22 protein-coding genes and 2 pseudogenes are annotated in these 24,654 nt (G+C 68.9%); 11 read left to right on the top strand and 13 right to left on the bottom strand.

The annotated features are described in order from the left end of the window. Window positions 1–79 precede the first annotated feature (79 nt). Window positions 80–426 (bottom strand): annotated as a pseudogene (locus tag KFB96_RS26295) (ISKra4 family transposase); the annotation flags it as partial. Window positions 427–754: 328 nt separating this feature from the next. On the opposite strand from KFB96_RS26295, the pseudogene KFB96_RS02945 reads away from it, so the two are divergent. Beyond that, a pseudogene (locus KFB96_RS02945) lies at window positions 755–1,208 on the top strand (IS21 family transposase); the annotation flags it as partial. 495 nt (window positions 1,209–1,703) lie between these two features. Further along, entirely contained in the window at window positions 1,704–2,003 is a 300-nt protein-coding gene (locus tag KFB96_RS02950; protein WP_213458883.1) for a hypothetical protein, read from the top strand. 464 nt (window positions 2,004–2,467) lie between these two features. On the opposite strand, the gene dinB is transcribed toward KFB96_RS02950, so the two are convergent. The 11 genes from dinB to mobI (KFB96_RS03005) form a co-directional block, all read right to left on the bottom strand. Further along, window positions 2,468–3,646 (bottom strand): DNA polymerase IV, encoded by a 1,179-nt coding sequence (dinB, locus tag KFB96_RS02955; protein ID WP_213458884.1) that lies wholly within the window; start codon window positions 3,644–3,646, stop codon window positions 2,468–2,470. A gap of 70 nt (window positions 3,647–3,716) precedes the next feature. After that, window positions 3,717–5,036, bottom strand: a complete 1,320-nt coding sequence (locus KFB96_RS02960) for a TrbI/VirB10 family protein (protein ID WP_213458885.1) — start codon at window positions 5,034–5,036, stop codon at window positions 3,717–3,719. Next, window positions 5,033–6,028, bottom strand: a complete 996-nt coding sequence (locus KFB96_RS02965) for a type-F conjugative transfer system secretin TraK (protein WP_213458886.1) — start codon at window positions 6,026–6,028, stop codon at window positions 5,033–5,035. Before KFB96_RS02965 ends, KFB96_RS02960 begins: the two co-directional genes overlap by 4 nt. Then, window positions 6,025–6,621: a TraE/TraK family type IV conjugative transfer system protein gene (locus KFB96_RS02970; protein WP_213458887.1), complete on the bottom strand. Its 597-nt coding sequence runs from the start codon at window positions 6,619–6,621 to the stop codon at window positions 6,025–6,027. The genes KFB96_RS02965 and KFB96_RS02970 overlap by 4 nt, the downstream gene beginning before the upstream one ends. Next, window positions 6,618–6,899 (bottom strand): type IV conjugative transfer system protein TraL, encoded by a 282-nt coding sequence (traL, locus tag KFB96_RS02975; protein WP_213458888.1) that lies wholly within the window; start codon window positions 6,897–6,899, stop codon window positions 6,618–6,620. The genes KFB96_RS02970 and traL overlap by 4 nt, the downstream gene beginning before the upstream one ends. 137 nt (window positions 6,900–7,036) lie before the next feature. Beyond that, window positions 7,037–7,705 (bottom strand): DUF4400 domain-containing protein, encoded by a 669-nt coding sequence (locus KFB96_RS02980; protein ID WP_300971251.1) that lies wholly within the window; start codon window positions 7,703–7,705, stop codon window positions 7,037–7,039. Continuing rightward, window positions 7,695–8,075, bottom strand: coding sequence for a hypothetical protein (locus KFB96_RS02985; RefSeq protein ID WP_213458889.1), 381 nt, complete (start codon window positions 8,073–8,075; stop codon window positions 7,695–7,697). The genes KFB96_RS02980 and KFB96_RS02985 overlap by 11 nt, the downstream gene beginning before the upstream one ends. Before the next feature lie 8 nt (window positions 8,076–8,083). Then, entirely contained in the window at window positions 8,084–9,904 is a 1,821-nt protein-coding gene (traD, locus tag KFB96_RS02990; RefSeq protein WP_213458890.1) for a conjugative transfer system coupling protein TraD, read from the bottom strand. After that, window positions 9,901–12,099 carry a MobH family relaxase gene (gene mobH / locus KFB96_RS02995; protein ID WP_213458891.1) on the bottom strand — a complete coding sequence of 733 codons (2,199 nt, stop codon included), beginning with the start codon at window positions 12,097–12,099 and terminating at the stop codon, window positions 9,901–9,903. The genes traD and mobH overlap by 4 nt, the downstream gene beginning before the upstream one ends. Window positions 12,100–12,180: 81 nt before the next feature. Further along, on the bottom strand, window positions 12,181–12,720 hold the full coding sequence (gene mobI / locus KFB96_RS03000; RefSeq protein WP_300971252.1) for a conjugative transfer protein MobI(A/C): 540 nt from the start codon (window positions 12,718–12,720) through the stop codon (window positions 12,181–12,183). A 189-nt stretch (window positions 12,721–12,909) separates the two neighbouring features. Further along, window positions 12,910–13,488, bottom strand: coding sequence for a conjugative transfer protein MobI(A/C) (mobI, locus tag KFB96_RS03005; RefSeq protein WP_300971253.1), 579 nt, complete (start codon window positions 13,486–13,488; stop codon window positions 12,910–12,912). Window positions 13,489–14,169: 681 nt separating this feature from the next. On the opposite strand from mobI (KFB96_RS03005), the gene KFB96_RS03010 reads away from it, so the two are divergent. Genes KFB96_RS03010 through KFB96_RS03050 form a run of 9 tightly spaced genes read left to right on the top strand, consistent with a single transcriptional unit; the run spans window position 14,170 to window position 24,038 of the window. After that, window positions 14,170–15,168 carry a ParM/StbA family protein gene (locus KFB96_RS03010; RefSeq protein WP_213458893.1) on the top strand — a complete coding sequence of 333 codons (999 nt, stop codon included), beginning with the start codon at window positions 14,170–14,172 and terminating at the stop codon, window positions 15,166–15,168. Continuing rightward, window positions 15,158–15,427, top strand: a complete 270-nt coding sequence (locus KFB96_RS03015) for a hypothetical protein (RefSeq protein ID WP_213458894.1) — start codon at window positions 15,158–15,160, stop codon at window positions 15,425–15,427. Before KFB96_RS03010 ends, KFB96_RS03015 begins: the two co-directional genes overlap by 11 nt. Beyond that, window positions 15,420–16,550 carry a lytic transglycosylase domain-containing protein gene (locus tag KFB96_RS03020; RefSeq protein WP_300971254.1) on the top strand — a complete coding sequence of 377 codons (1,131 nt, stop codon included), beginning with the start codon at window positions 15,420–15,422 and terminating at the stop codon, window positions 16,548–16,550. Before KFB96_RS03015 ends, KFB96_RS03020 begins: the two co-directional genes overlap by 8 nt. Beyond that, entirely contained in the window at window positions 16,535–16,849 is a 315-nt protein-coding gene (locus KFB96_RS03025) for a hypothetical protein (RefSeq protein ID WP_213458895.1), read from the top strand. Before KFB96_RS03020 ends, KFB96_RS03025 begins: the two co-directional genes overlap by 16 nt. Next, on the top strand, window positions 16,846–17,454 hold the full coding sequence (locus tag KFB96_RS03030) for a FlhC family transcriptional regulator (protein WP_300971255.1): 609 nt from the start codon (window positions 16,846–16,848) through the stop codon (window positions 17,452–17,454). Before KFB96_RS03025 ends, KFB96_RS03030 begins: the two co-directional genes overlap by 4 nt. Continuing rightward, the gene (gene traF / locus KFB96_RS03035) at window positions 17,438–18,439 is read left to right on the top strand and encodes a conjugal transfer protein TraF (RefSeq protein WP_213458896.1); all 1,002 of its coding nucleotides are present in this window, start codon (window positions 17,438–17,440) and stop codon (window positions 18,437–18,439) included. The genes KFB96_RS03030 and traF overlap by 17 nt, the downstream gene beginning before the upstream one ends. After that, complete coding sequence (locus KFB96_RS03040; protein ID WP_213458897.1) at window positions 18,436–19,878, top strand: conjugal transfer protein TraH; 1,443 nt, start codon at window positions 18,436–18,438, stop codon at window positions 19,876–19,878. Before traF ends, KFB96_RS03040 begins: the two co-directional genes overlap by 4 nt. A 15-nt stretch (window positions 19,879–19,893) precedes the next feature. Next, window positions 19,894–23,694, top strand: coding sequence for a conjugal transfer protein TraG N-terminal domain-containing protein (locus KFB96_RS03045; RefSeq protein WP_213458898.1), 3,801 nt, complete (start codon window positions 19,894–19,896; stop codon window positions 23,692–23,694). Between the two features lie 59 nt (window positions 23,695–23,753). Continuing rightward, the gene (locus tag KFB96_RS03050) at window positions 23,754–24,038 is read left to right on the top strand and encodes a hypothetical protein (protein WP_213458899.1); all 285 of its coding nucleotides are present in this window, start codon (window positions 23,754–23,756) and stop codon (window positions 24,036–24,038) included. Here the strand turns inward: KFB96_RS03050 and KFB96_RS03055 are convergent. Then, on the bottom strand, window positions 24,020–24,202 hold the full coding sequence (locus tag KFB96_RS03055) for a hypothetical protein (protein ID WP_213458900.1): 183 nt from the start codon (window positions 24,200–24,202) through the stop codon (window positions 24,020–24,022). The two genes, KFB96_RS03050 and KFB96_RS03055, sit on opposite strands and share 19 nt — an antisense overlap. Window positions 24,203–24,654: the final 452 nt, after the last annotated feature.

Genomic DNA, 24,654 nt, shown 5'->3' on the forward strand with positions numbered 1-24,654 from the left:
GAAATCTTGCGAAGCAGGGTGACAGTCAAGCCGGTGGTGCTTGGGGGGACGATCCAAACTGACGTGGTCGTCGGAACTGTTACGCCGCTTGCTTCAAGTCATCTTGCCAGTATATCGACCACTGCCCGTTCGCCCGCGTGACGCGCAAGGCGAGCATGGCCTCGGCGTTGCCCGGCGTCCACCAAGCGCCGGGCCGCTTGAGGCGCTGTTGAACGGCATAGCGGTGGGCACTTTCGCTCTCCCCGGAGCCGATCGGCAAGCCCTTGGCGAGGGCGCCTGGGAAGTCGAGATGATCGAGCCTGTTGCTCAGATAGCGATGGCCAGGCCTGCACGGGGCATCCGCACGGGCACCGTGGCTGGCTCCAGAGCCTTGCTCAACGCCGCCAGAACCAGGCTACTTTGATTGATTTTCAAGCGCTTCATCTGGATCAGCATCACGCACCTCGTCGCTTCTCTACCGGGACGTCCTTGGTTCGCCCCTGCGCTGACATGGCGCGCACGGTCGAAGGACCGTCAGGGACTCGGCTGGTTTGCATGAAGATCAACGCCGCTGGCGGCTCGAAATTGAACGCGGAACACCGAAACAACGCGGCACACCGAATTTTTTGAATTGGTCGGCGCATGTCGCGCGCAGACAGGCGCGGAGCCGGCGCACGGATTCAGCATGAGCGCAGTGCCTAAAGAGGGATGCCGTGGGAAACCACTGATAGGGCGGCTAGACGGGGGAACAAGACCTGCGCCTGCGCAACGGTGGAGCCTGCAGGTGTCGCGCAGCAGCGTCGGGGAGTACGACCGGCGCTTTGCCGCGGCGGGGCTGAGTTGGCCGTTGCCCGAGGCCTTGAGCGACACGCAGCTGGAGCGGTTGTTGTTTCCACCGCCACCGGCTGTGCCGTCCGACACCCGCGTGGTGCCGGACTGGGCAACGGTGCATCAGGAACTGCGCCGTCCGGGCGTGACGCTGATGCTGTTGTGGTGAGGAATACCGGGCCGCCCATCTCGATGGCTTCGGTTACAGCTGGTTCTGCAAGCGCTACGAGGCCTGGAGCGGGTCGCTCGAAGTGGTTATGCGCCAGGCCCACCGTGCCGGGGAGAGGCTGTTCGTCGACTACGCCGGGCACACGGTGGAGGTCGTCGATCCGGCCAGCGGGGAGATCCGCACCGCGCAGATCTTCGTGGCGGTGCTCGGGGCTTCGAATTACACCATGGCTGTGAAGGTCACGATTCGTGAACGGTCATCGGACGCCGTTCACCCGGCGTCAGGTCGTCATGGGCTGTTGGCGCTGCGCAAGCAATCGCGCGACGGACACATGCGGCTTTTTTTCGGATCATGGGTGCGAGTTGGCGCCAGTTTCTTCGCGCCACGTGGATGCTTACGGTACTTGCGCAACTGCACCTGTTGCGGTGGCAAGCAGCCAGGCGGCTATCGCCTTGGGCGTGAGCGTTTGAAACACGGCCCATTCCTCGCGGGTGATCAGGGTGTTGAGGCTCTCGCCCACGCCCGCCACCTGGTCAACTAATGCCTGCTCGATTTCAGGTGTGCGATTCCGTGAACCTCTCTCCAGCAGGAGGTCCGCACCGAATCCACGGCAAGGTCGAAGATTTGGCGCGCTCCCCGCAGCGGCTTGAACAGCGTCAAGCGGTCGGCCCATTCGGGATCACCCGGATGGACTACGCGCCCGAAAATTCCATTCGCGAGGTCCAAAGTGAGTCCCAAGAACCTGCCTGTCGTGACCATCGGTCCTCTGCTGTTGGCGATCGCGCTTGCCGCCTCCGCTGACGAGGAGGTCATCACCGATGGGATCGACGTGGACGTCCGCCAGTTTATCGATGAGGATCGGCAGGGCCGGACTTATCCGGGCATCGACAATGTCCAGGATCTGGGTGATGGGATCACGGACGAGGTCGGAGCACCCGACGCTGTTGTCGACCGGCGCGACGCGGCCCTTGATGACGAGAAGAACCTGGGCCCCAACGCCCCCCGGCTACATCCCTTGATGGGATGAACCCGGCGGCGATGCGGCATCTTTCAGCACTCCAGCCCCTTTGGTGAAGGGCGGCTGAAGACTTGCTCGGTCTCAACTGCGCTGGCATGTGCCGCGCGAGCTGAAGGCGGTCAGGGTCACGCGACCGCGGACGCGGTGTCCCGGTTCGGTCTGATCCACCCGGACTGAATGTCCGATATGCGACATGCTGCTGTTCTGTTCCGGTTTCAGGCTGGTGTCGGTTCCTGTCCATGATGGAGCGCTCCAAAAAACGGGGCGCAACGGTCTCAGAGCCAAGCTGGTCGACTGACAGCTCCACGCGTGAACTGCCTGGTGGTGCGCCGATACCGGCAGGTAGGTCATGACGGCGTCACCGGAACATCCAAGATTTTCGGAAGGCGGATCGCCGCGATGCGGTGGTCGCATCTCATCTCGGTGGATGCAATGGCGACTGGGGTTGGCCGACGTAAGGACGCCCGGTGTCGCTATGGCCGCCGCAAGAGTCCGCGCTGAATGCAGTGCCTGCCGAACCGGCGTCGGATCGCATCGAGCGTCGCGTCGAGGCGATCATTCGCGTGATCCGGCTCGCGGGGATCCATGTCCGCGAACAGATCCGGCTGCACGGGCGCCTGCGCCCAGCCGGAGAGACCCAGACCGATCAGCCGCACCGCCCGGCCGGCATGCGTGTCGCCACGGTACAGCTCCCACGCCGTGTCGAAGATGACGCGATCGTCCGCGGTCGGCACCGCCAGGGTCCGGGAGCGGGTATGGGTCTCGAAGGGGCGCAGGCGGATCTTCAAGGTGACCACCGTGCCCTTGCGCGCGGCGTGTCGGGCCAGGTAGCCCACCTCCTGCGCCGCCCAACGCAGGGTGTCGCGCAGCACGGCGGTGTCCACGACATCCTCGGCGAAGGTCGTCTCCTTGGAGATTGACCGCCGTTCGGTGGCGGGATAGACCCGATCGTCGGCGATTCCGTTCGACTGCAGGTGCACCTGCGTGCCGGTGCGTGCGCCCAAGCGTCGGCGCAGATCCGCGAGCGGCCGGGCACGCACGTCGCCGACCGTCCGCAAGCCGGTCTGCTCGAGGCGTCGGGCCGTCACGGCGCCGACACCGCGCAAGGCGCCGAGCGGCATCGGATCCAGGAAGGCACGGACCTCTTCCGGGCGCACGACCAGGAGCCCATCCGGCTTGCCGGCGTCCGAGGCGAGCTTGGCGATCAGGCGGTTCGGGCCGATCCCCACCGAGGCGGTCAGCCCGACCGCCGCGCGGATGGCCGCCTTGGCGCGCCGGGCGACGACCTCGGGCGGACCGATCAGCCGCTCCAACCCGGAGACATCCAGGTACGCCTCGTCGATCGAGACCGGCTCCACGACCGGGGAGAGGGTGCCGAGCACCCGCATGATCTCCCGCGACACCTCGGCATAGCGCGCCATATCCGGGCGGACGTAGACCGTCTCCGCCGGCAGACGGCGCACCGCCTCGGCGATCGGCATGGCCGAGTGCACGCCGAAGCGCCGCGCCTCGTAGGAGCAGGTCGCGACCACGCCGCGCCGACCGGGCGCGGCGCCGACGACCACGGGCCGTCCGCGCCAGGCGGGGTGGTCGCGTTGCTCGACGGCGGCATAGAAGGCGTCGAGATCGACGTGCATGACGAGGCGGGACATGCGGCGATGGACCCTCGGTTGCCGGGATAGGGGCGCGGGCGACGCGACCGACGTCGATCGCCCGGCCATGTTACTCCACCACGTCGGCCAGCTTCATCGACACTCCGCGGTTGAGAATAAACTCCGCCCCGCGTCCCGCATCGACCTCGATCACCGGCAGCAGCTGCTCGGCCATGTCCAGATAGTAGTTCGCCAGACGATCCATCGCGCCGCCGACGCCTTGTGCCGAGGCGGCACCGAGGGCTTGGGGCGTGAGCATGGACTGGAACTGCAGGTCCGTGCCGGTGCCGGTGTTGACCGGGATCGTCGGCATGCGGTTGAAGATCTGCGAGAAGGACTGCAGGAACCCCGCCTGCAGCGCCTTGGCGAGCAGTACACCTTGTTTGGAGACCACCCGCCCGCGCACCCCGACCTTGCCGTCCTCGCCCACGGCGTAGCCGTCGATGGGGATCTCGATCACGCCGCCGTCGTTGCGGATGCAGCTGAAGGTCTCCCCGCGCAGATAGGCCCGCTCGGAGGCCAGATCGCCGAAGCCGCCGACCAGCAGGAAGCACTCGCGCAGATCCGCACGGACCCGGTTGGGCAGGATCGCCTGGTGTTTGACCCGAATCAGGGCCGGGACCGGATCCTTGCGGGCGTTCTGCCCCGTCGGCATGTCGATGCCGTTGAGCAGGACCCCCTTGAGGATGGCGCCGGCGGGGATATAGACGGATCCGGGCTCGGCGGTGCCGGGCGGAGTCGACACTGGCGCCGTCGAGGCCGGCGCGGCGACGGTGCGGATTTGTAAGGTGCGTCCCTGTACCTGAGCGGGGACGGCGGAGGAGGGTGCCGCTCCCGGCGCGGCCGGCGGTGTCGTCGGCGGTCCGAACAGCGCCTCCATCGGCGCCGGTCGGTGCCGCTCCGCGGTGGTTTCCGTCGGCGATGCCCGATCCGCATCGCCGGGCCGCTCCGGCTGCGGCAATCCCGGCGGGCTTGCCGCCTGCCGCGCCTGCGTGGCGAGGGCCTCGCGCAGTTGATCGATCTCTCCGCGCAGCGCCTCGAGCTCGCGTGCGTTGCCGAGATCCTGCTCGCGCTGCGCCGGCCCGATCGCGGGCGTGTTCGGTGCGGCGGTGGCGCCGCGCTCGAGGTTGCGCTGGACCTCGCTCATGCGCTTTTCCATGCGCTCCAGGCGATTGACCAGGGCCTCGATCCCGAGTTGCCGTGGATCCGCATCCGTGAGGATGTTGCGTACCAGGGTGTCGCGCGGCGAGGGCGAGTGCAGGCCCGGGGTGTGTGCCGGGGCGAACAGAAAGCTCCCCGCCGTCAGGACCGAAACCACGAATACGCCGCCGCCGAGCGCGGCGACTCGCTTGGCGTTCGGCGAGAGGCTCTCCCAGTGTCGATGCATCATCGTGGCTGTCCGCTCGTGCGATGCGGAGGTGCGTCGCGGGCGAGGAGGAGAAAGACCTCGGTCTCCTCGCCGGGCGCGAGCACCCGGCGCGGCCAAGCGGCCATGGCGGCCACGGTGGCTGTGGCGGCGTCCGGGCGGCAGGTGTCGTGCTCGAGCGTGATCGAATGCGCGGCGGTGTTGGCGACCCTGGCCTTGAGCAGGTCGGATGCCGGACCCTGCGCGCGCTCGCCGCTGCGCACCTTCAGCCCCTCGGCACACTGCAGCTTTGCCCCTCCCGCACTCTTCGCGACCCGAAAACCTTCGGGCATCCGACCTTGCGCCAGCGCGCGCAGCTGCTCGACCAGGTCCGAGACGTACGCCGGTCCATTGCCGTCGCCGTCGCGGTCCGAGGCGTTGGCCAGCATCGGCATGACGGCCACCGGCTCGACCGCGGCGCGCGGCGCGTTCCCCGCGCGCGTGCCTTGGTACCCCGGTACCGTGAGGCGGACCTCGCGCGGCGGGACGTAGCGCGGCGCCAAGGTCAGCGCCAACGCGAGGGTGCTGCCTTGGCCGTCGCCGATATAGAGGGCCACCGGCTCTTCGGTATCGGTGGCGACATAGACCACACTGCCGTCGACCTGGGTCGAGGCGTTCGAGACGGTGTGCACGACCGGGTCGGCAAAGGGCGTGACGATGCGGTTGAGGTGTCCGATGGCGATCTCGATCAGCACCGTGGTGCCCGGCGTGACGGCGAGGTTGCGCGGACCCAGCTCCAGGGTCATCGGCAGGCTCCCGCCGGTGACCCGAGCCGGAGTAGCTCCGCCGCCCATGACGGTGCGGATCAGGCCCTCGGGTTCGGCGCGGGACGTCTGCAGGACCGAGGAGACGGCACTCGGCGTGCACCCGGCGTCGAGCAGCGTGCAGGGGACCTTGGGAATCTCGAAGGCCGGATCGGCGTGTGCGCTCGACGCGGCCAGGACGGCGGCGAGGATGGGGATGCGTCGGGTGATCATGTGTTCGCGTCCTCGGGGTGGGCATCGCGCGCGCTGCGCGGATCGCCGCGATACACCTCCAGGTGGGTGATCAACGGGCGGTAGTTGCGGAACTCGACCCGCAGCTCGTAGGTGCGTCGGTTGAGCACGGGGGCGGCCGCCGGGCCTTCGGTCTTGTGCTGTCCGGTGACGAAGACGGTGCGGGTGGCGGTGTCGTAGGCGATGGTTTGCGGGGCGAAGTGCATGGCGATGTTCTCGCGCTTGATCGCCTCGGTCTGATCGGCGATCGAGGCCATCACCTCGCGATGCAGCCCGCCGGCAAGCAGCGGATCGAGCACGCGCACGAGTCCGTCGACCGTGGTCGGGCCGACATTGCCGAGCAGCTGGGCGACGTAGACACCCCAGGACTCCTCGACCTGCTGGCTCGCGTATTCGCGCGCGATGGTGACCTCGCCTTCCAACACCGGCGGGACCAGGACCACGGTGCGCTCGACCTGGCCGACGAGTCCGACCAGGATCAGGTTGGAGGCGACCAGGACCAGCACCGCGATGCGCCAGACGCGGTTCTCCAGGGTCGTACCGCGCCAGGTGGAGAGAAAGTCGCCGAGGGTCATGGCGTGTAGTGCCGGGCGAAGGGGTTGGGCGTGGAACGTGCCCCGAGCGGCATGAGGCCGAACCAGTAGATCAGATGCAGCGCGTAGCCGTCGGCTTGGCGATCGCGAAACCGCCGGTAACCGTGCGAGAGCAGGGCGCCCAGCAGCAGGGCGATGGTGAGCTGTCCGGCGAGGATGCCGGCAACGAGCGCCAGCACCAGCGGCATCAGATCGTCCATGCGCCACAACAGCAGCGTGGGCGGTTCGTCGATGTGGTGGGGAAAGTCGAGGGTCTCCATCGGGTGCCTGTGGCGCAGTCTTTACGTGAGCGCATGGTGCGTCACGCCATGACGACCCGCGACGGCGAAAACCCGCCACAAACGCCCGCTTTGCAGCAGGTGCAACGGCATCGTCTTGAAGGAAGGATCACGGGGATTCAGAGCTGCTTCTGCGTATTGGTCACCACGAACGCCATGCACAGCGCCGAGGCGACACCGAGCACCGGAACCGCAAGAACCGGCATCGCGATCGGCGCGAACAGCAGCAGCCCGACGATCAGCCAGAGTGCGAGCAGGATCCGCAGCGCGGTGTGATGCGCCAGCGGGCTGGCGTAGACGAAGCCGTATTGCCGGATGCGACGGCGCAGCCAGCCGTCGCCGATCGCCGCCGCCAACACGATCGCCATGAACGGCCACCAGGCCAGCAGCAGCGCGATCCGGCGCAGCGCCTGCGCGAACGCGCCCCAAATCACGTCCAGGCGTCCGCGCAACCAGGCCCAGGCGGGACTCGCGCCGATCGGCTCCAGGCCGTAACCGGACTCCACGCCCGGTCCGGTCGCGACCAGTCGATAGGTCCAGGGGGCGATGCCGGTCTCTACGAAGAGTGTGTCGTACCACCGCGCGCCGCGGGCCACAATCGCCTGCGCCGCGTCCGCCCCGAGGGTCTCCACGAGTTCGCGCCGCTCGGTCTGCTCGACGCCGTACGCCCAGTCGCTCGGGATGAAGGAGGCGAACAGGATGAGCTCGAGTACGAAGAGCAGCAGGGTGGAGGCGACCGCCCACAGCCACACGCCGCGACCCTCCTTGGTGTTCGCGCTATCCCACACGGGAGGTCTGTCTCGGGGGCAGGCGCCGAGCCAGCACCCGACGTTGCGGCTCGGTCAGCGCCCGCGCCACGCAATACTGGTGTCGGCGCGCCAATGCGAGGGTGATGCCGTCGACGAAGGCGGCGAAGCGCGCAAGATCGTCCTCGCCGTCGCTGCGGGCGCGACGGTAGGCGGCGATGCCTGCGCGGACCATCGCCAGCGCGGGTTCGGCAGGGTCGTCCCCGGACGGCGGGCAGGCGAGCAGTGCGACCCGCGCCAGCAGTCCGACGGCATCCGGCCACTCCAGCTCCAGGTTGCGCAGTGTCCGGGCGTCGGCCCGCGACAGGGCCGACAACGGGAGCGCGCCGGTCGGATCGCGACGGTGTGGCATCCGCGTCGTCACCGCTCGGTCGGTGGCGGCAGGGGCTCGCCCAGGATCGGCAAGCGGCCTTTGGAGACGCGTCCGCCGGGCCAGCGAGCCAGGTACTCGAAGTTGGGCAGCTCCCCGAGCAGCGCCGCCGGGAACAAGGGCGCTTCGGCCTCGTCGAGGCGCTCCCCGGCATTGCCGGTGTAGAGCAGCGGTTGGTCGCTCGCGGTCGTGGAGCCTTGGCTCTTCACCACCGTGCAGAGCCGCACCGCCGGGAGACTCTCGGCGATGTACTCCTGCGTCTTCGCATCGATCACCCGCATCGCGATCAGCCCGTTGAGGTTGCCCAGCACCTGGCGGGCCTTCTCCTCGCTGCCCATGCGCGCGGCGAAGTCCGCGAAGGTCTGGGTCGCGATGGTCAGACGCAGCCCCGCCCCGCGCCCCTTGTTGAGGAGCTGGATCAGCGGATCGGAGACCGTCTCGGCGGCCTCGTCGATGAAGATGTCGGTCGGGCGCGGGTGCGCCTCGTGGTTGTAGATGGAGCCCGCCACGGCGGCCAGATCGGCGGTCAACATCGAGCCGATCGCACTGCCCACGATGGGGTCGGAGAGACTGTCCAGGCCGACGTAGAGAACCTCGCGCCGGGCGATGATCTCCCCGATCGAGGCCGCCCGCCGCGGATCGTTCGGGTCCGTCTCGTCGGGGGAGAGCAGACCCTCCAGGTGTCCGGAGGTGAGCATCACGATCACCGGCATGAGGCTCGCGACCATCTTGCCGAAGTGCACGGCCTCGTGCTCGAGCAGGCCCCCGAGTCCGTCGATGACGGTCGAGGGATGCTCCCCGCGCACGCGCTCGCGGTAGAAGGCGAGCAGACCCCGCGCGCGTCGATTGGCATCGCGTGCCTTGTTGAGGTAAGGGCCGGCGTGCTCCTGCCAGTGCGGCAGGTGGGTATCGAAGTAGCGCTGCAGGACACGCTCGACCAGGGCGTCGGCACCGCCTTCCAGATAGCGGCGCAGCGTCACCAGGGTCGGGCGCTCCTCTACGGCCAGCATCCCGTGCACGGCATGGCTAAGCGCCATCTGCCCGAACGCCTTGAAGGGATCGTTGCCGGTCTCCGAGGGGATCAGGGCGGCCACCCGGCTGGCCAGCTCGGTGGCCCGCTGGAAGTTGCGCAGCGGATCGAGACGGACCGATTCGGCGGGAAAGGCCGGATGAAAGGAGACGAAGCGCTGCGGCGTGCCGGCCAGGGCGCAGGCGCGCTCGGCGGCGGCCCGCAGACCGCGGTCGCCCTTGGGGTCGAGGATCACGACGGCGTTCCCGCGCAGCACCGCCTGGGTGACCAAGAGGTCGAACAGGCGGGTCTTGCCGCACCCGGTGGTGCCGACGATCAGCACATGCCCCTCGGTATGGGCGAGCGGGACGGTCACTTCCGCATCGGCACCGCCGAGACCGTGGATCCAGGTCGCGCCCAGACGGGCGGGATCGCGCGGGGCGAACCGTTCGGGTCCGAGCCGGATCAGATCGAGCGCCTCCTGGGCATGTCGGGCCTCCCAGTCGAATCCGCGGCCCATCCACAGCAATCCCGGCCAGGAAGGCACGCGTGCGGCGAACACCTGCGGGTCGATGAACTGCTGCGGGCGTCCGCGCAACCAGTCGCGCCGGTTGATGCCGCGCACCGTGCCGGGCAGCCAGGTGAGGGCCATGACCAGACTGCCGACCCCGAGCCAACGGAAGGAGGCCGCGTGCAGATCCCACAGCTCCGCGGTGGCCCAGGACACGGCCGCGATGCCGGTCCACAGCAGCAGCGCCGGCAGCTCGAAGAGCGGGCGCCAGGGATTGGCATAGGTGCTCACGGGCGCCCCGCCAGGATGATCCCGCGCGTGTCGGGGATGAAGTCCGGCTGATGCTTGAGACGTCGCAGCAGCTTCGACGGGGGGATGCGGTGCTCGGCGGCCAGGGCCGCGAGGGTGATGTGGTCGATCAGCAGACCGTTCGGGAGCGCCGTCGTCGGCACGTGCCCGTCCCGGCACTGGGCCGCCAGGTCCTCGGCGAAGGCGCGCGCGGCGCTTTTGCGCGGAGGCGTTCTTGGTAAGTCGGGTCCGAGGGCCGTCGCGCCGGGTGGTGCCTCGGGCGCGTCGCTGGCGGCTTCTGCCCCGACCGGGTCGTCGCTGCCCGGCGCGGCAACGAAGACATCCGTCGGGGTGAGGTCGAGGACGGTCCGAAGAAGCGTCGCGACCGCGGCACTGGCTTCGACGGTCAGCATCGCCCGCATCCGTCCGTCGATCTCGCGCACGCGCAGCAGGGGGCGACGCGGATCGATCGCGAGCAGGTCGCTGTCCCACAAGGCGCGCAGGACGTCGGCGGGTTCCATCCCGATGCCCGGCACCGCGAGTGCCGTCAACCCCTCGGGGTAGGGGATCAGCAGATGGCGATCCCGTCGGAGGAGGATCTCGGCGGGACGTTCGCCGTCCGCGATGGACCGGAGCAGCGTGATCAATACGAGACCGCCGGTGCCGCGGCCGGCGAGCCAGCTGCGGGAAGAGGAGGCGGGGTCGTTCGGGGTCCTCGGCTGCGGTTGAGCAACGGCAGCAGAATTCGGTATCGGCGTGGACTCGCCACCAGGCTGCAGCGGTGACGGCGTGGCGGCCACCGACGCGTCCGGACCGGCCGTGTGCTCCGCCTCGTTGATCAGGTCGAACGTCGCGGCCCGAGTCCCGTCGGTGTCCCGATCATCGAGGGCATCGACGTCGTTCATGAAGAGCTCGACAGGGTCCTCGATCCGGACGGGCCCTGAGGTCGCACCTTCCTGCCAACGCGCCACCGGTGCCGGCGGATGCCCGGCAAAAACCAGCTCGGGCGAGGCGAGCAGCAACATCGTCAGCTGCACCGGCTTGCCGTCCTTCACGAGCGGCGCCGGGGCGATGCGGCGGTAGAAACGGTCGCGCTCCTCCTCGCGATAGGTCGTCACATGACCGCGCTCGACCAGGATGTCGGCGATGGTCTCGGGCGCCTTGGGGATCCCGGGGATCTTGTCCCGCGCCAAGAGGCCGGCGATGTCTTCGCCGCCTTGCGGCCAGACCACGTGGAGCCCGTCGGCGAGCATCCACAGCCGCGCGCCGGGGGTGTTGACCGTCCAGGTGCCGTCGCGCACCAGACGGCGCATGGCGTCGATCAGGTAGCGGTCCACCGGCACGCCGAGCGCGAAGGCGTCGGGATCGATGCGGTTCTCGCGCAGATCGCGCGCCACGCTCGCGCGGTCGGCGTTGCCGACCACCGTGCCGAGGACCGAGGACTCCTCCTGTCCGCCCACGACCGCGATCAGGTTGGCGAGGATCGCCGGATCGCGACTCAGCCAGGTCTTGATCTCGGGGGTGAGGATGGCGTGCACCACCAAAGTGCCCATCTGCAGATGGGCATTGTGGCGGCGCGTCTCGCGCCAGCGCAGATAGTAGCGCTGCAGGGCGTGCCGGCGGGCCCAGTCGAGCAGCGGCTCTTCGTGCGGGCACCAGGTCAGGGTGCCGTCGCGATCCGACACCGTGAGGTCGGCGACCGGCTTGCCGATATCGTGCAGCAACCCGGCCAGACCGCTCGCGACCCGCCAGCGCGGCTCCAGGTGATAGCGGTCCTTGGGCTCGCGATCCAGCGCGAAGACGTGGCGCATCGACGCCTGCGCGGCGAGGAAGCCCACTTCCAGGGAATGGCGCAGCAGCCCGCCCGAGCCGCGGTGATGATGGGCCTCGGAGGCGGGCAGCAGATGCACGAAGGCGGCGAGGCGGTGCACGACCGGCAGGACCAGCTCGCGGTAATCCGTGTCGGTCATGCCCACCCCGTCCTGCAGGCGCCGGATCAATTCGGTTTGCTTGGCGAGCAGCGCGTCCACGTCGGAGGCCGGCAGCCCCTTGATGAAGGGCGGATAGCGCAGCAGGTCCTCGTCCGGATCGGGGGCTGATACGGGGATCGCATCGCCCACCGGTACGGGCGTCGGCCGCGCGTGCTCGGGGTTGGCTGCGGCCGGTTTGGAACGACGAAACAGATCGAAGAGCGACATGCGTGCATCCTGCACCGTCGCGGATGCGCCCGGCCATGGCGATAACCGCGCGTCCGGGTCTGCTTTGCGGCGGATCGCCCTTCACTGCGGCGTGTCGCCGTCCAGATCCAGCTCGCGGCACCGTTTGGCGGCGGTCCGAAAGCGGGTGCGCACCTCGGCCTCTTCCACGAGCGGGCGCTGCCAGGCCCGTACGATGCCGCGAAAGGCGCTCTTCGGGTAGCGATCCCCGTCGCCCTTGCGGATGTCGTCCGAAAGATAGACGACGCCCGCGGCGGTGTGCACATGGCGGTAGGTGACCCACTCGATCGAGAAGGCGCCGGGGGTGGCGCGATTCGCCCGCTGCGGGCGCACCCGCACGCCGATGCGACCCCGGGCACTGCGCGGCAGCCCCCGACCGGCCTCCGCCAGACGTTGCTCGAAGGCGCTGCGTCCCTGCTCGGCGCGCTCCTGCAGGGCGGCCAGGTTGCGCGCGATCCAGGCGTCGAGCGCCTCCTCGACCTGGTTCGGTGCCGCGTCCGCGTCCGCGTCCGCGTCGGCGGCGTCGTCCTCCTCGGCGTCCCTGCCCCCAACGCCGGACGGGCCTGCCCGGAAGGCTGCCTCGAGCGTGTGGGCAGGCGGCACGCCGGCCTGGCGTTCGCACCCTCTTATCTTTGGTGAAACAAGGCCCGCTGTTCTCCCTTGCCGCGGGAGGCTTCCGGTCAGGGCAGGCAGTTCCGTGAGGGTCATCCGGGCATCCTGCACCGCCCGGGATGCGCCCGGCCTTGGCGATAACCGTGCGGAGGGGTCTACTTTGCGGCGGATCGCCCTTCGCTACGGCCCCTTGTCGCCGTCCAGATCCAGCTCGCGGCACCGTTTGGCGGCGGCCCGAAAGCGGGTGCGCACCTCGGCAATGTGGCGCGCGGCGGCGCGGATGGCGCCGAATCCCTGCTCGGCCTCTTCCACGAGCGGGCGCTGCCAGGCCCGTGCGATGCCGCGAAAGGCGCTCTTGGGGTAGCGATCCCCGTCGCCCTTGCGGATGTAGTCCGACAGATAGACGACGCCCGCGGCGGTGTGCACATGGCGGTAGGTGACCCACTCGATCGAGAAGGCGCCGGGGGTGGCGCGATTCGCTCGCTGCGGGCGCACCCGCACGCCGATGCGACCCCGGGCACTGCGCGGCAGCCCCTGACCGGCCTCCGCCAGGCGTAGCTCGAAGGCGCTGCGTCCCTGCTCGGCGCGCTCCTGCAGGGCGGCCAGGTTGCGCGCGATCCAGGCGTCGAGCGCCTCCTCGACCTGGTTCGGTGCCGCGTCCGCGTCCGCATCGGCGGCGTCGTCCTCCTCGGCGTCCCTGCCCGCAACGCCGGGCGGGCCTGCCCGGAAGGCTGCCTCGAGCGTGTGGGCAGGCGGCACGCCGGCCGGGCGTTCGCACCCTCTTATCTTTGGTGAAACAAGGCCCGCTGTTCTCCCCTGCCGCGGGAGGCTTCCGGTCAGGGCAGGCAGTTCCGTCGCCCCTCGGTCGGTCGGCGCGTCGCACTCTCCTCGTACAGAGTGCAACCCCTCGTTCGGGTCTTCCGTATTGCCGTTCGGTCGTCGTGTCATGCAGTGCTCCCTGTTCGCTCGGGACGGGCGTGCGTATGCGCGCGTCCATCGGGTGGGTGTCGCCGGACGGCGGAAAACGCCGCGCGGAACTTCATTCATGCATCCCTGCGTTCCAATACGCCACCGGTCAAGCGCTCGCCGCGTTCTCACCGATCGGCATTCCCGTTGTATTTCCGGAACCTATCCGTTCTGCGGGTCGCGTTTGTTTCGCTTTCCCGCGAACGGCGGCCGTTCTCCATTGCCGTCGGGCGCCGGGAGGTTAGCACGCGCCATGCGTCGGGCACCGCCCGGAAAGACACCGTTTTCGGTCATTTAAACGGCTGGCGTTGCACCGCCTCGACGCCAAGAATGCCGAGCGTTCGCTGTCGCCTTCTTGTGCGCTGATTGCGGACCTCTTGTGAACCTTGTCATTGGAATGCATCGGGACGGCGACAACGTGAAGTGCGTTTGTGTACCGCCAGTGCATTCGGTGTGAACCCATCGGGCGGAGCCATGTACGTCGTCGGACTCGATATCGGCTATTCGAATGTGAAGATCGCCGCAGGGCCTCGCGGAGCGCTGCCGCGACTGATCCTGCGCCCGGCCGGAGCCGCTCCCCTGGAGCGTCTGGGCGAGCGCATCGGCGCGGTCGCGGAGGAGGGGATCGCGGCCGCCGATCGGCCGGTTGTGGTCGATCTGGGCGGCGTGCCCTGGGCGGCGGCGATCGAGCCCGAGCGCTTCGAGGACTGGCAGCGCCCGCTGCACGAGGACTACCCGGCCACCCCGAGCTACCACGCGCTGGCCCTGGCCGCGCTGCAGCTGACCGGGCAGCGCGCCATCGACGTGGTCGTGACCGGACTGCCGGTCGCCCAAGCCGGCGACCCGCGCCGTCGGGAGAGCCTGAAGCGCCTCCTGACGGGGCGGCACGGCCCGGGCGCGGCGAGCCTCGAGGTCGGCGAGGTGCGGGTCATTCCGCAGCCGATCGGCGCCTACCTCGATCTGGTCTATGCCGCGACGGACGAGGAGATCCTAGAGCGGATCGAGACCGGCACCGTCATCGTGCTGGACGCCGGCTTCTATTCCTTCGATTGGGCGCTCGTCGTCAAAGGGGAGCTGCGCCGCAGCGCCAGCGGCACCAGCCTGGAGGCCATGTCGGTGCTGCTGGAGCGGGCCGCGCAGGAGGCCGCGGCCGAGGCGGGCGGCAAACCCCAGCCGCTGGGTCTGGAGGCCGCGTTGCGCGCCGGGCGTGCACATGTGCTGCAGGCCGGACATCGCCTGTCGCTGCCGAGCCTGCTCGGGCGCGCGGCCGGTCCGGTCTGTGCGGTTGCCCTGGAGAGCCTGCGCCGATCCCTGCGCCGCGAGAGTGCGAGCGTGGACCTCGTGCTGATCGCCGGGGGCGGCGGAAGTCACTACGTGCGCGCGGCCGCCGGGTTGTTTCCTGGCGCGACGGTCGTGGTGGCCCAGGATCCAATCGCTGCCAACGCGCGCGGGTTTCATCGCTATGCCGGCTGAAACGCGTTCCCGCGATCCGTTGCGCGCGGTGGTCAACATCGGCCCGTCCCAGCCCGAGCTGCTGGCGGATCTCGTGCAGCTGCCCAAGCGCTCGCGGGCCGCCCGGCTGCGCCACCTCGCCGCCGTCGGGCTGTTGGCGATCAAGGGCGGAGCCGGCGTGCTCGCCAAGGTCTCGCCTGCGCCGTCGACGCCTCCCGAGGCGTCGGCGCAACGGCGCCGGGATCGCCTCGTCGGTCGGCTGGGGCGCGTCGATGATTAGACCCGTCTGGTTTGTCGGTGTGCTGTGCGGTGTGCTGGCCATGTCTGCGCCGGTCCATGCCGCACCCGAAACAATTGACGGCGCAGCCGCCGGAACACCCGCCGGCGCCGGCGAAGCACCGTTGCCGGCGGTCTGGGCCGAGCCGGCACGGGTGCACGGGATCGAACCGCATCTGCTCTACGCCGCCGCGCTCTCGGCGAGCGGGCGGATCGCGAACGGTCAGGCCTCGCCGTGGCCCTGGACGCTGGTCGTGGACGGGCGCCGCGTGCACTACGCCACCCGCGAGGACGCGCAACGCGCCTTGGAGAGCGCGTCGTCGGACGATGCGACAGACCTCGCGGTCGGACTCCTGGCGGTTCCGGTGCGCAACCTGTGGTTCGGCGGCACGCCGGCCGAGCTGCTCGATCCGGCGCGCAATCTCGCGCGCGGGGCCGCACTGATCGCCGTCGGCCTGCGCGCCTATCCGAGCAACCCGGCGCGCGGGGTCGGTCAGTATCGCGCCGTGCCGGAGACGGCTGCCGAGACCCTCGGCGCGCGGATCCTCGCGCTCGCCGAGGCGCTGAGCGAGCCGGGCAGCGGGTTCGCGGCATCGCCTGTCGAATCCCCCGAACACTCTTCAGAGCGGCCCGCCGTGCCGTCGCCCGCGTCTTCCGGCGCTCCGGCACAGGGCCCGCGCATTCGTACCGTCGTTGCACACCATCACGCCCGCTGCATCGACCCGGACAAACAACCCGTGGCCGCCCTCGTGGAGGCCGCCGCGCGCCGCCACGGCGTGGATCCGGCGTTCGCGCTCGCTATCGCCCGGCGCGAAAGCGCGTTCCGCCAGACGGCGGTCTCCCCGAAGGGCGCGACCGGCGTGATGCAGCTGATGCCCGCGACCGCCGCCCGCTACGGCGCGAATCCGCGCGACCTCGAACAGAACATCGACGCCGGCGTGCGCTACCTGCGCGATCTGGCCGGGATGTTCGACGGCGATCCCGCGTTGGTCGCCGCCGGCTACAACGCGGGGGAGGGCGCCGTGATCAAGCACGGCTATCGCATCCCGCCCTATCGCGAGACCCGCACCTACGTCCCCCGCGTTCTCGAATCCCGATCGGAGTATCTGCAATGCCGCCAACCCTGATGCCGTCCCCCGGAATCCCCGACCTGCAGGACACCGTGCGACGCTGCAATCGCCTCTATTGGATCGGCGCACGGGATGCCGCCAGGGTCTCGCCGCAGGTGGCCGCAACACTGTTCGGCGTGAATCCGGAGCTGGCCGAGTGGCTCGCCGGCGCCACGCTGGAGGCGGTGCTCGATCTGGCCGAAGCACCCGTGGTGACCTTCCGCGCGAGCCTCGACGCACCGCTTGTCCGGGCGCAGGTGCCGCCCGCCCTGCGCAATCTGCATCTGGCGCTGCGTGCCGCCGGGGGTGCGGGTTGAACGCCGATCCATTGAAGCCCGGCCCGATCGCCCTCGGGCACGTCCGTGCACACGTGTGGGATCCACACCTCGCCCGACACGACGCCGAAACCCTCGCACTCGCCATGCTGAAGCACGGCGCACGGGTCGGTGTCGTGCATTGGGCCACGGGTCTGAAGAGCACGGTCCTTGCCGGCTGGTATCGACAGCTGCACGGGCGGGCGCCGCCGCGCGGTCCGCTGCCGGACAGCGCCGGGTCGATGATCCGCACCCGCACCGAGCATGCTGCAGCCTCGCTCTTCGGCGTGGTCTATGCCGAGCACCGTCGCGACGGCGCCCACGGGCGCATGATCGACCCGCAAGGGTTGGTGCGCGCCTACGAGCTCTATCTGGCGCTGATCGACGGCCCGCATGCGGGTGTTCTGGGTATCAACCAAGCCTGGATCGTCGCGCGGGATCTGCGCGCCGGGCTCGCCGCGATCGCCTGGTGTGCGTCCTGCGAGGCCCGCTACATCGCCATGCGCGACGCGATCCTGATCGGCTGTCCGCTGTGCGCCCTCTATGCGCGGGCCGGCGGACGCGCCTCTCCTCGGCGAGCAGGGCACCTCGATGCGACCTCGCGCTGACGCCCTCGCCGCGGGCCTCTTGGTCGCGCTGACGGCCGGGCCGGCGTCGGCGACACCCGCGGGCGGTTTCTACGCGCGCGATGCCGAAGGCTGGTTCTGGTACCGCGAGCCGCCCGTCCCTGCGCCGATCACGGAGCAGCCTCCAAAACCCATCGAGGAGAGGCCGTCCGAACCCGTCGCGGCGTCACCACCGGCGCCGGAACCGATCCAGGCGCCCGCACCGCTCTCCGCGCACTGGTTCCGCGAGCACCTTGACACCTACCGCGACCGCGCCATCGACGATCCGTCCCCCGAGAACGTGGCGGTCTACCTGCATCTGCAGCGCATCGCGATGGACAAGTCCACTCGGTTCGCCCGGGTGTCCGAGCGCGTGGTGCAGGGCGATCCCGTCCTCGACGAGATCACCCGCCGACCCATCGCCAACTTCGGGGCGAACCTGGCGGACAAACAGGCGAGTGCCGCCGGCGATGCCCTGCTCGAACGCCTCGCCGGGGAGACCGCGCTCTGGTTCTTCTTCCGCTCGGACTGTCCCTATTGCGATGCACAGGCACCGCTCCTGGAGGCCCTCGCGCAGCGCTACGGCTTCGCGGTGCTGGCGGTCTCGCTCGACGGGGCAGGTCTGCAGGACGGGACGTTTCCCGCCTTCGACATCGACCGCGGTCAGGCCGAGGCGCTGGGCGTGATCTCGACCCCGGCGATGTTTCTCGCCCGCCCGGACCGGGGCGCGGTGGCGCCGATCGCCCAGGGACTGCTTTCGCTCGCCCAACTGCGCGATCGCATCGTCCTCGCCGCGGTCCAGGCCGGCTGGGTCAGCGAGGCGGAGGCGAGCCGTCTCCGATCCGGTCCGGCCGATGCGCGCAGCGCGGCCGCGACCCTCTCCGCACTCCCCGAGGACCCGGCCGCCTTGCTCGAAGCACTGCGCGCCACCGTCCTGCCCGACACCCGATCCGACATCCGCCCCGACTCCAGCCAGGCCCCCCGATGAAGATTCGATTCGCACCGACCCTTGTCCTGATCGCCGTGACGGCGACACCCGCCGCCGAGGCGGCCGGTATCGCCACCCAGTCGAGCGTCATGTTCGACAGCATGGTCAATCTCACCAACCCCTCCGCGCACATGGGACAGCGCCGCGGCGCCTTCTCGGGCGGGTCGGTGGTGAACCGCAACCGCCTCATGAGCGAGTCGCTCTGGCATGTGGTGCCGCCGTCCTTCGAGGCCGGCTGCGGGGGGATCGACATGTTCGCCGGCTCCTTCAGCTTCATCTCCTCCGATCAGTTCCAACAACTGATGCGCTCGATCGCGGCGAACGCCACCGGTTACGCCTTCGAGGTCGCCCTGACCGCCATGTGCCCGACCTGTGTGGAGGTCATGGAGTCGCTGCAGCGCAAGCTCCAGGCGCTCAATCAGGGCTACGCCAACTCCTGCCAGCTCGCCAAGGGCCTGGTCAACGACGTGGCGAGCGCCTTCGACGTGCAGCACAAGGACAACACCTCGCTGGTGGCGATGGTGAAGGGCTTCGGCGACGTCTTCGAGACCCGCAGCCTGACCTCCGGGGAAAGCCCGGTGAACCAGGTCGCGAACAACTTGACCGACGAGCAGCGCGCCGAGGCCGATCTGCAGGGCAATCTGGTCTGGCAGGCGCTCAAACGTCAAGGCGCGGCCGGTTGGTTCGTCGGCGGCGACGATGCCCTGCTCGAAGCCATCATGAGCGTGACCGGCTCGGTGATCCTCGGGCCGCCCGAGCCCGCTCCCGACGGGGCCGGGGACAACTTCCGGGTGACCCCGCTGCCGGGCAATCTCATGAGCGTGCGCGATCTGCTCTGGGGCAGCAGCGCGCACGAGGACACCAGCAGTGGTCAGAGCACCGTGAACCATGTCGTGCGGCGCTACAGCTGCAACGACACGGCGGTGAACGGCTGCATGGCGCCGAGCGTGATCGCCGATACGCAGACCGTGGGGTTGGTGCAGTACACCGATCACCTGCTGCTGGGCGATCCGAGGGTCGCGGGCAGCGTCGGACTGGTGCAGAAGTTTCGTCTCGGCGCGACCGCACCGACCGCCCGCGAACAAGCCTTCATGGAGCTCGCCCCCAACGGCATCGGGGCGCAACTGCGCAACCTCGCCCGTCACGACGAAGGTCTGGCGCGGATCTTCGCCAAGCAGGCGGCTCCGGTGATCGCGCTGGAGATGGCCCAGCTGATCATGTCCGACCTGCTGCGTGCCGCGGAGAACGCACTCGCGATGGGCGGCAATGCCTACACCGCCAAGGTCGCCGAGCAGATCAAGGGCGCCCGCGAGCAGGTGTATCGCGAATACGCCGTCCTCGCCGCGCGCTACGGCAACGCCCAATCCCTGCTCGCCTACTACCAAGACCTGTCCGCCCAAGTGAAGGGCCGGGCCGAGTCCACCCCCAACCAACGCTGAGGCACGGCGGCTTCCATGTTCGAGATCTATTCCATCGGCGACGCGGCCTACCTCGCGGCGGTCCTCAACGCGGTGGCCATGCTCATGGGCACCGGCAACATGAGCCAGCTCGCCGGGGTCGGCTTCCTGATCGGCGTCATCCTGGTCACCTTCCAAGGCATGGTGCAGGCGCGCGCACCCCAGTACCAGCAGATGCTGATCGCGCTGGTCATCTATCTGGGTATGTTCGGTCCGAGCGCACGGGTGAGCGTGGAGGACCTCTACTCCGGAGCGGTGCACCGGGTCGACAACGTCCCCCTCGGCGTGGCCGCCGTGGGCTCGGCGCTCTCGCAGGTGGGGTACGGCGTCACCCGGCTCTTCGAGCAGGCGTTCTCCACCCCGGCGATGACCGATTACGGCTTCGCCGCACCCCTGCAGATCCTGCAGAGCGTGCGTGCGGGCACCCTGTCGCGCGCGCGGCTCGGTGCGGCCAACAGCCCCACCCCGGGCGCGGACATCGAGCGCTCCTTCGTCAACTACATCGCCGAGTGCGTGCTCTACGAGGTGGACACCGGACAGCGCTCCCTGGACAGCGTGCTGCGCGATCCGAGCTGGACCGGCGCCCTGGCCGTGGCCAATCCGATGCCGACCACCGAGCTGTGGCTGGGCGGGGCCCCGGTCGTGAAGGAATGCGACGACGCCTGGGCGGATCTGTCCGCCTACACCACCACCGAGTTCCTGCCCGCGCTGCGCGGCTCGCTCGCCGCCACCCTCGCCGTGCAGGCCGGGGAGGTGGACAACGCCGTGCAGACCGCTCTGGATGCCGTCGCCGGCGCCGGGGTGGACGCGCAGAACTACATGGTGATGTCGGTGGCGGCGAGCGTCTTGCCGAAGGGCGAGGCGCAGGTGTGGGAGGAGCTCGGGCGCTGGGAAACCGCCGCGACCATCACTCAGGCGGCCCAGCAGCGCAACACCCAATGGGCGGCCGAGGAGACCCTGTTCGCGCGCATCGTGCGCCCCATGATGACCTTCTTCGAGGCGTTCCTGTTCGCCGTCTCCCCGCTGATGGTCTTCGCCGTCGGGCTCGGCACGATCGGCATCCGCATGATCGGCAAGTACCTGCTGTTCGGCCTCTGGATCCAGCTCTGGCAGCCGATCCTCGCCGTCATCAACCTTTACATCATCCTGACGACCCAAGGCAAACTCGACGCCCTGCGCAATGCCGGCATGGGCAACCTGGAGCTGCCCTCGATCTTCGCGCTGTGGAAGCTCGACTTCATCCTTTCGGATTATCTCGGGGTCGGCGGCATGCTCGCGGCGAGCACGCCGGCGATCTCCTTGATGCTGATCTACGGCTCGGCGGTCACCGCGACCCATTTGGCCGGGCGCCTGCAAGGCGGCGACCACGTCAACGAGAAGATCGCGAGCCCCGATGCGGTGAATCCCGCAGCCGCCTTGTCGATGGGGTCGCTCAAGACCCATGCCCCGCTCACCGGCACGACGACGCCGAACGCGAACTCCGTGCTCTGGTCGGCGGATGTCGGGCGCTCCATGCAGGACAGCGTGCGCTCCGGCGAGCAGGCCGTGCAACAGGCCAGCTCCCGCTTTTCGTCCGCGTTGGGTGCGGCCGCGAGCGCGACGGCGTCCCGGTCGGGCGAGAGCTTCGATGCGCGCTCGAAGGGCTGGGAGTATGCGGCCACAGGCAGCGCGACGGATAAGACGCTCCTGGCCGAAGCCGAATCGATCGCGTCGGGTTACCGACAGGACGAGGTGTCTCGCTCGGGCATCGCGGCAGCTTTGGCCGGCGGTCTGTCGGGCGGGAAAAACGATCAAGGACGCGCCGGGAAGGCGTCGATTTCGGGCGACCTTCAGCGAACCTACGGCGTCGATAAGACGATCGCCGATTCCCTTGCCGGCGAGATCTCCCGACGCGTCACGGGTGACGCGGGGTTCGAGGCCCGCATGGCCGAGTCGATCAAGGTCGACGAACAGACCGGACGGCGAAACGTGTTCTCGCAACGGCTCACCGACGAGGAGAGCGCGCGGCTGACCCGCTCCGCCGACGATGTCGTCACCACCTCGCTTTCGCTGGAGCGCGCGCGGTCCATGGAGAGCCGCTACGGCGCGATGGGTCGCTTCGGAGCCTCGGAAATCGGTCATGCCATCGCCGAGAATCCGACAATGATGACGCGGGTGATGCAGGAGATCGATCGGCGCAACCTCGCCGGGGATCACCAGACCCTGGCGGGCTCGTGGGCCTACGCGAAGAACATGACGGCGGACTCCGCGCAGGCGGCGGCCGGTATCGCACTCCTGATCGGGCATGCGGAGGGTGCCACCACCCGGACGTTCAGCCCCGCCGAGGCGCAAAGCGCGAAGGAAGCGGGGTACGGCATTCTGGGGGATCTCTTCGGGACCCATCGACCCGGACCCGACAGCGATCCGAACCGTCACGCCGGCCTTGCGGACGGAGCGCCGAGCTTCGGATCGGCACGGGAGACCTTCGAGCGGGCAGGGGTGAGCGATCCGACCGCACGGGTGGCCGGGTTGCACGGCGAGATCGACGCGCACGGGCGCATTGCGGGCGGTGCCGACGATCCGTCCGCCGTCGCGCAATTCCATGGCCAAAGTCGCGACGCGGTTGCGAGCCGCCGAGAGGAGCACGAGGCGGATGTCCGTGCGCAGAACCGCGACCGGCTCGGTGCGCTCATCGATCGGCAGGCCATCCTGCCGCGCTCCGCCGCACGGACCCTTCACAACGAGGTCGGGGGGATCCTGATCAAAGCGGCCGAGGTCGGGACTCTGACGGCGGCCGGCGCGGGCGGGAGTCTGGATCGGACGGTCGCGGCCGCGAAGGCGTTCGGATCCACCTTGGCCGGCGGGGGCGGTGTTGCGGACGCGGTCTCGGCCGGAAAGGCGGCTGCGGGCGGCGAAGCCGGCTGGACCAAGGCCGTCGACACCATCGTTGCGGCACGGATGCAGGAGGTCGCCGGATTCGGGTTGACATCCGCCCAACACGACCTGTTTCGGGAGTCCACCGGATCGGTGTTTGCGGACCTGCCCAGTCAAGCCCAACAAGCCGCCAGAGCCGCGGTGGTCGCGGAAGCCGGGGGCGGGACTCGCGGTGAACACATCGCCGAGCTGATCGAGCGCGCGGCGGTCTCGCGCGAAGACACCGACCTTCGCCTGATCGGAAACTACAACAGCCACGGAGCAGCGACGGAAAAAAAAACTGAACAATCCGGGTTAGGGATGCGTCGATTGCCAAGGCCGAGCGAAACAACGACCCAACTCTCGGCAGGCGCGGGGACGGGGGCGGCGACATCGACCGTCGGCGGTGCGGCCGGAGGGGTGCTGGACATCATCGCGAGCGCCGAGTCCGGCGGGAACTACAATGCATGGTACGGCAACGCCGGTCAGAATACGGTGGATCTGTCGACGCTGACGCTCGATCGGATCCGCGATCTGCAAAAGGACTTGGTGAAGACCCGGGGTGGCTCTCCGATCGGACGCTATCAGATCATCGACGACACTCTGGATCGCCTCAGGGTGCGGATGGGTCTCTCGGGCAGCGAGCCGTTCACGCCCGAGCTTCAAGACCGGATGGGGCTGGTCTTGATGCGCGATGCAGGCTTCAACGCCTGGCAGCGCGGGACCATCGATGACGCCACGTTCAACTACCGACTGTCCAAAGTCTGGGCCGGGCTCCCGATGGACGCGTCGAACCAAAGCTACTACGAGGGCAAGGCGGGTAATCGCGCCACCGTGGATTACGATGTCGTGATGGACGGGCTGCGACGGCTCAAAGGATCGGGGGCAGGCGAGAGAGGGTCTTGATGATGAAACTGAAACACGTCTTTCGCGCGCTGCGGACCATCCCGCGGCGCGTTCGGTGGATGCTTGCCGTGCCGGTGGTGATCGTGGCGGCATTCGCGATCGACGCCGATGCGGGTTTTGCGTCGCTGATGGTCCTGACAGCCGTCGGTGTCGTGAGGAATTTTTTCAATGGCGAACACGCTCCGAGCGTTGACGGGGACGAGTGCGACGACGAGGACGATCAAGTCTGTGGTCGTTTGTTTCCGCTCCGTCTCGTGAGGAATCCGTTCGATCCGAGTGACCCCTTTCTCATGCGACGGCACGATGATGCGGACATGCATCATCGTCACTTCGAGAGCGACTGATCCGGGCGGTTTGAAGCGGGTCGTTTTGTCCACGATCCGAAGACTGCTCGGCTAAAGGCCGCATCGTCGGCCCAGCGATCGGAGTTGGCCAGCAGCTTGCCGGTGGCCATGTCCAGCGGAGTCAAGGTCGCAATACCGCACACCTCGTCGCTCGCGGCGGGCATGACCAACTCGCCGCGCCCTGTTCAAATTCCACACATGTGTCCGGCGTTTCGGTTTGCACGGGAGTTGGTCTCGGAGGTGCCTCGAGTCGCCCACCGATTCCACTAACGGCTCCCGCGATCGAGTCAGCCGTTCCCGCCCTTTTGACTTGGTCGCCATGCGAGTTCCGGCGATCGGGTATTTGGTGCCACGACAACCATGTCGGTGGTGCAGAAGAGCCGCAGAGGATGCCATCCCGGATCGACAACGGAAAGCGAGTGACCGGATACTACGCGCCATCGGCCTTCCGTCCGACAGCCGCGCCCGCAAAGGCGACGCCTTCGAACGCATGCGTCTTACAAAGCCCGGTGGTTTGCGAGCAGGGGAGAGCGGGATCATGACGTCTCTCGCCGTGCGCTACGGTTTCGAGAAGGGCCTTGCGCATGCCGCGCCTGTTCTTGATCTCGCGCTCATA

Origin of the sequence: Thiocapsa sp. (assembly GCF_018399035.1) — a bacterium.
Taxonomy (GTDB): domain Bacteria; phylum Pseudomonadota; class Gammaproteobacteria; order Chromatiales; family Chromatiaceae; genus Thiocapsa.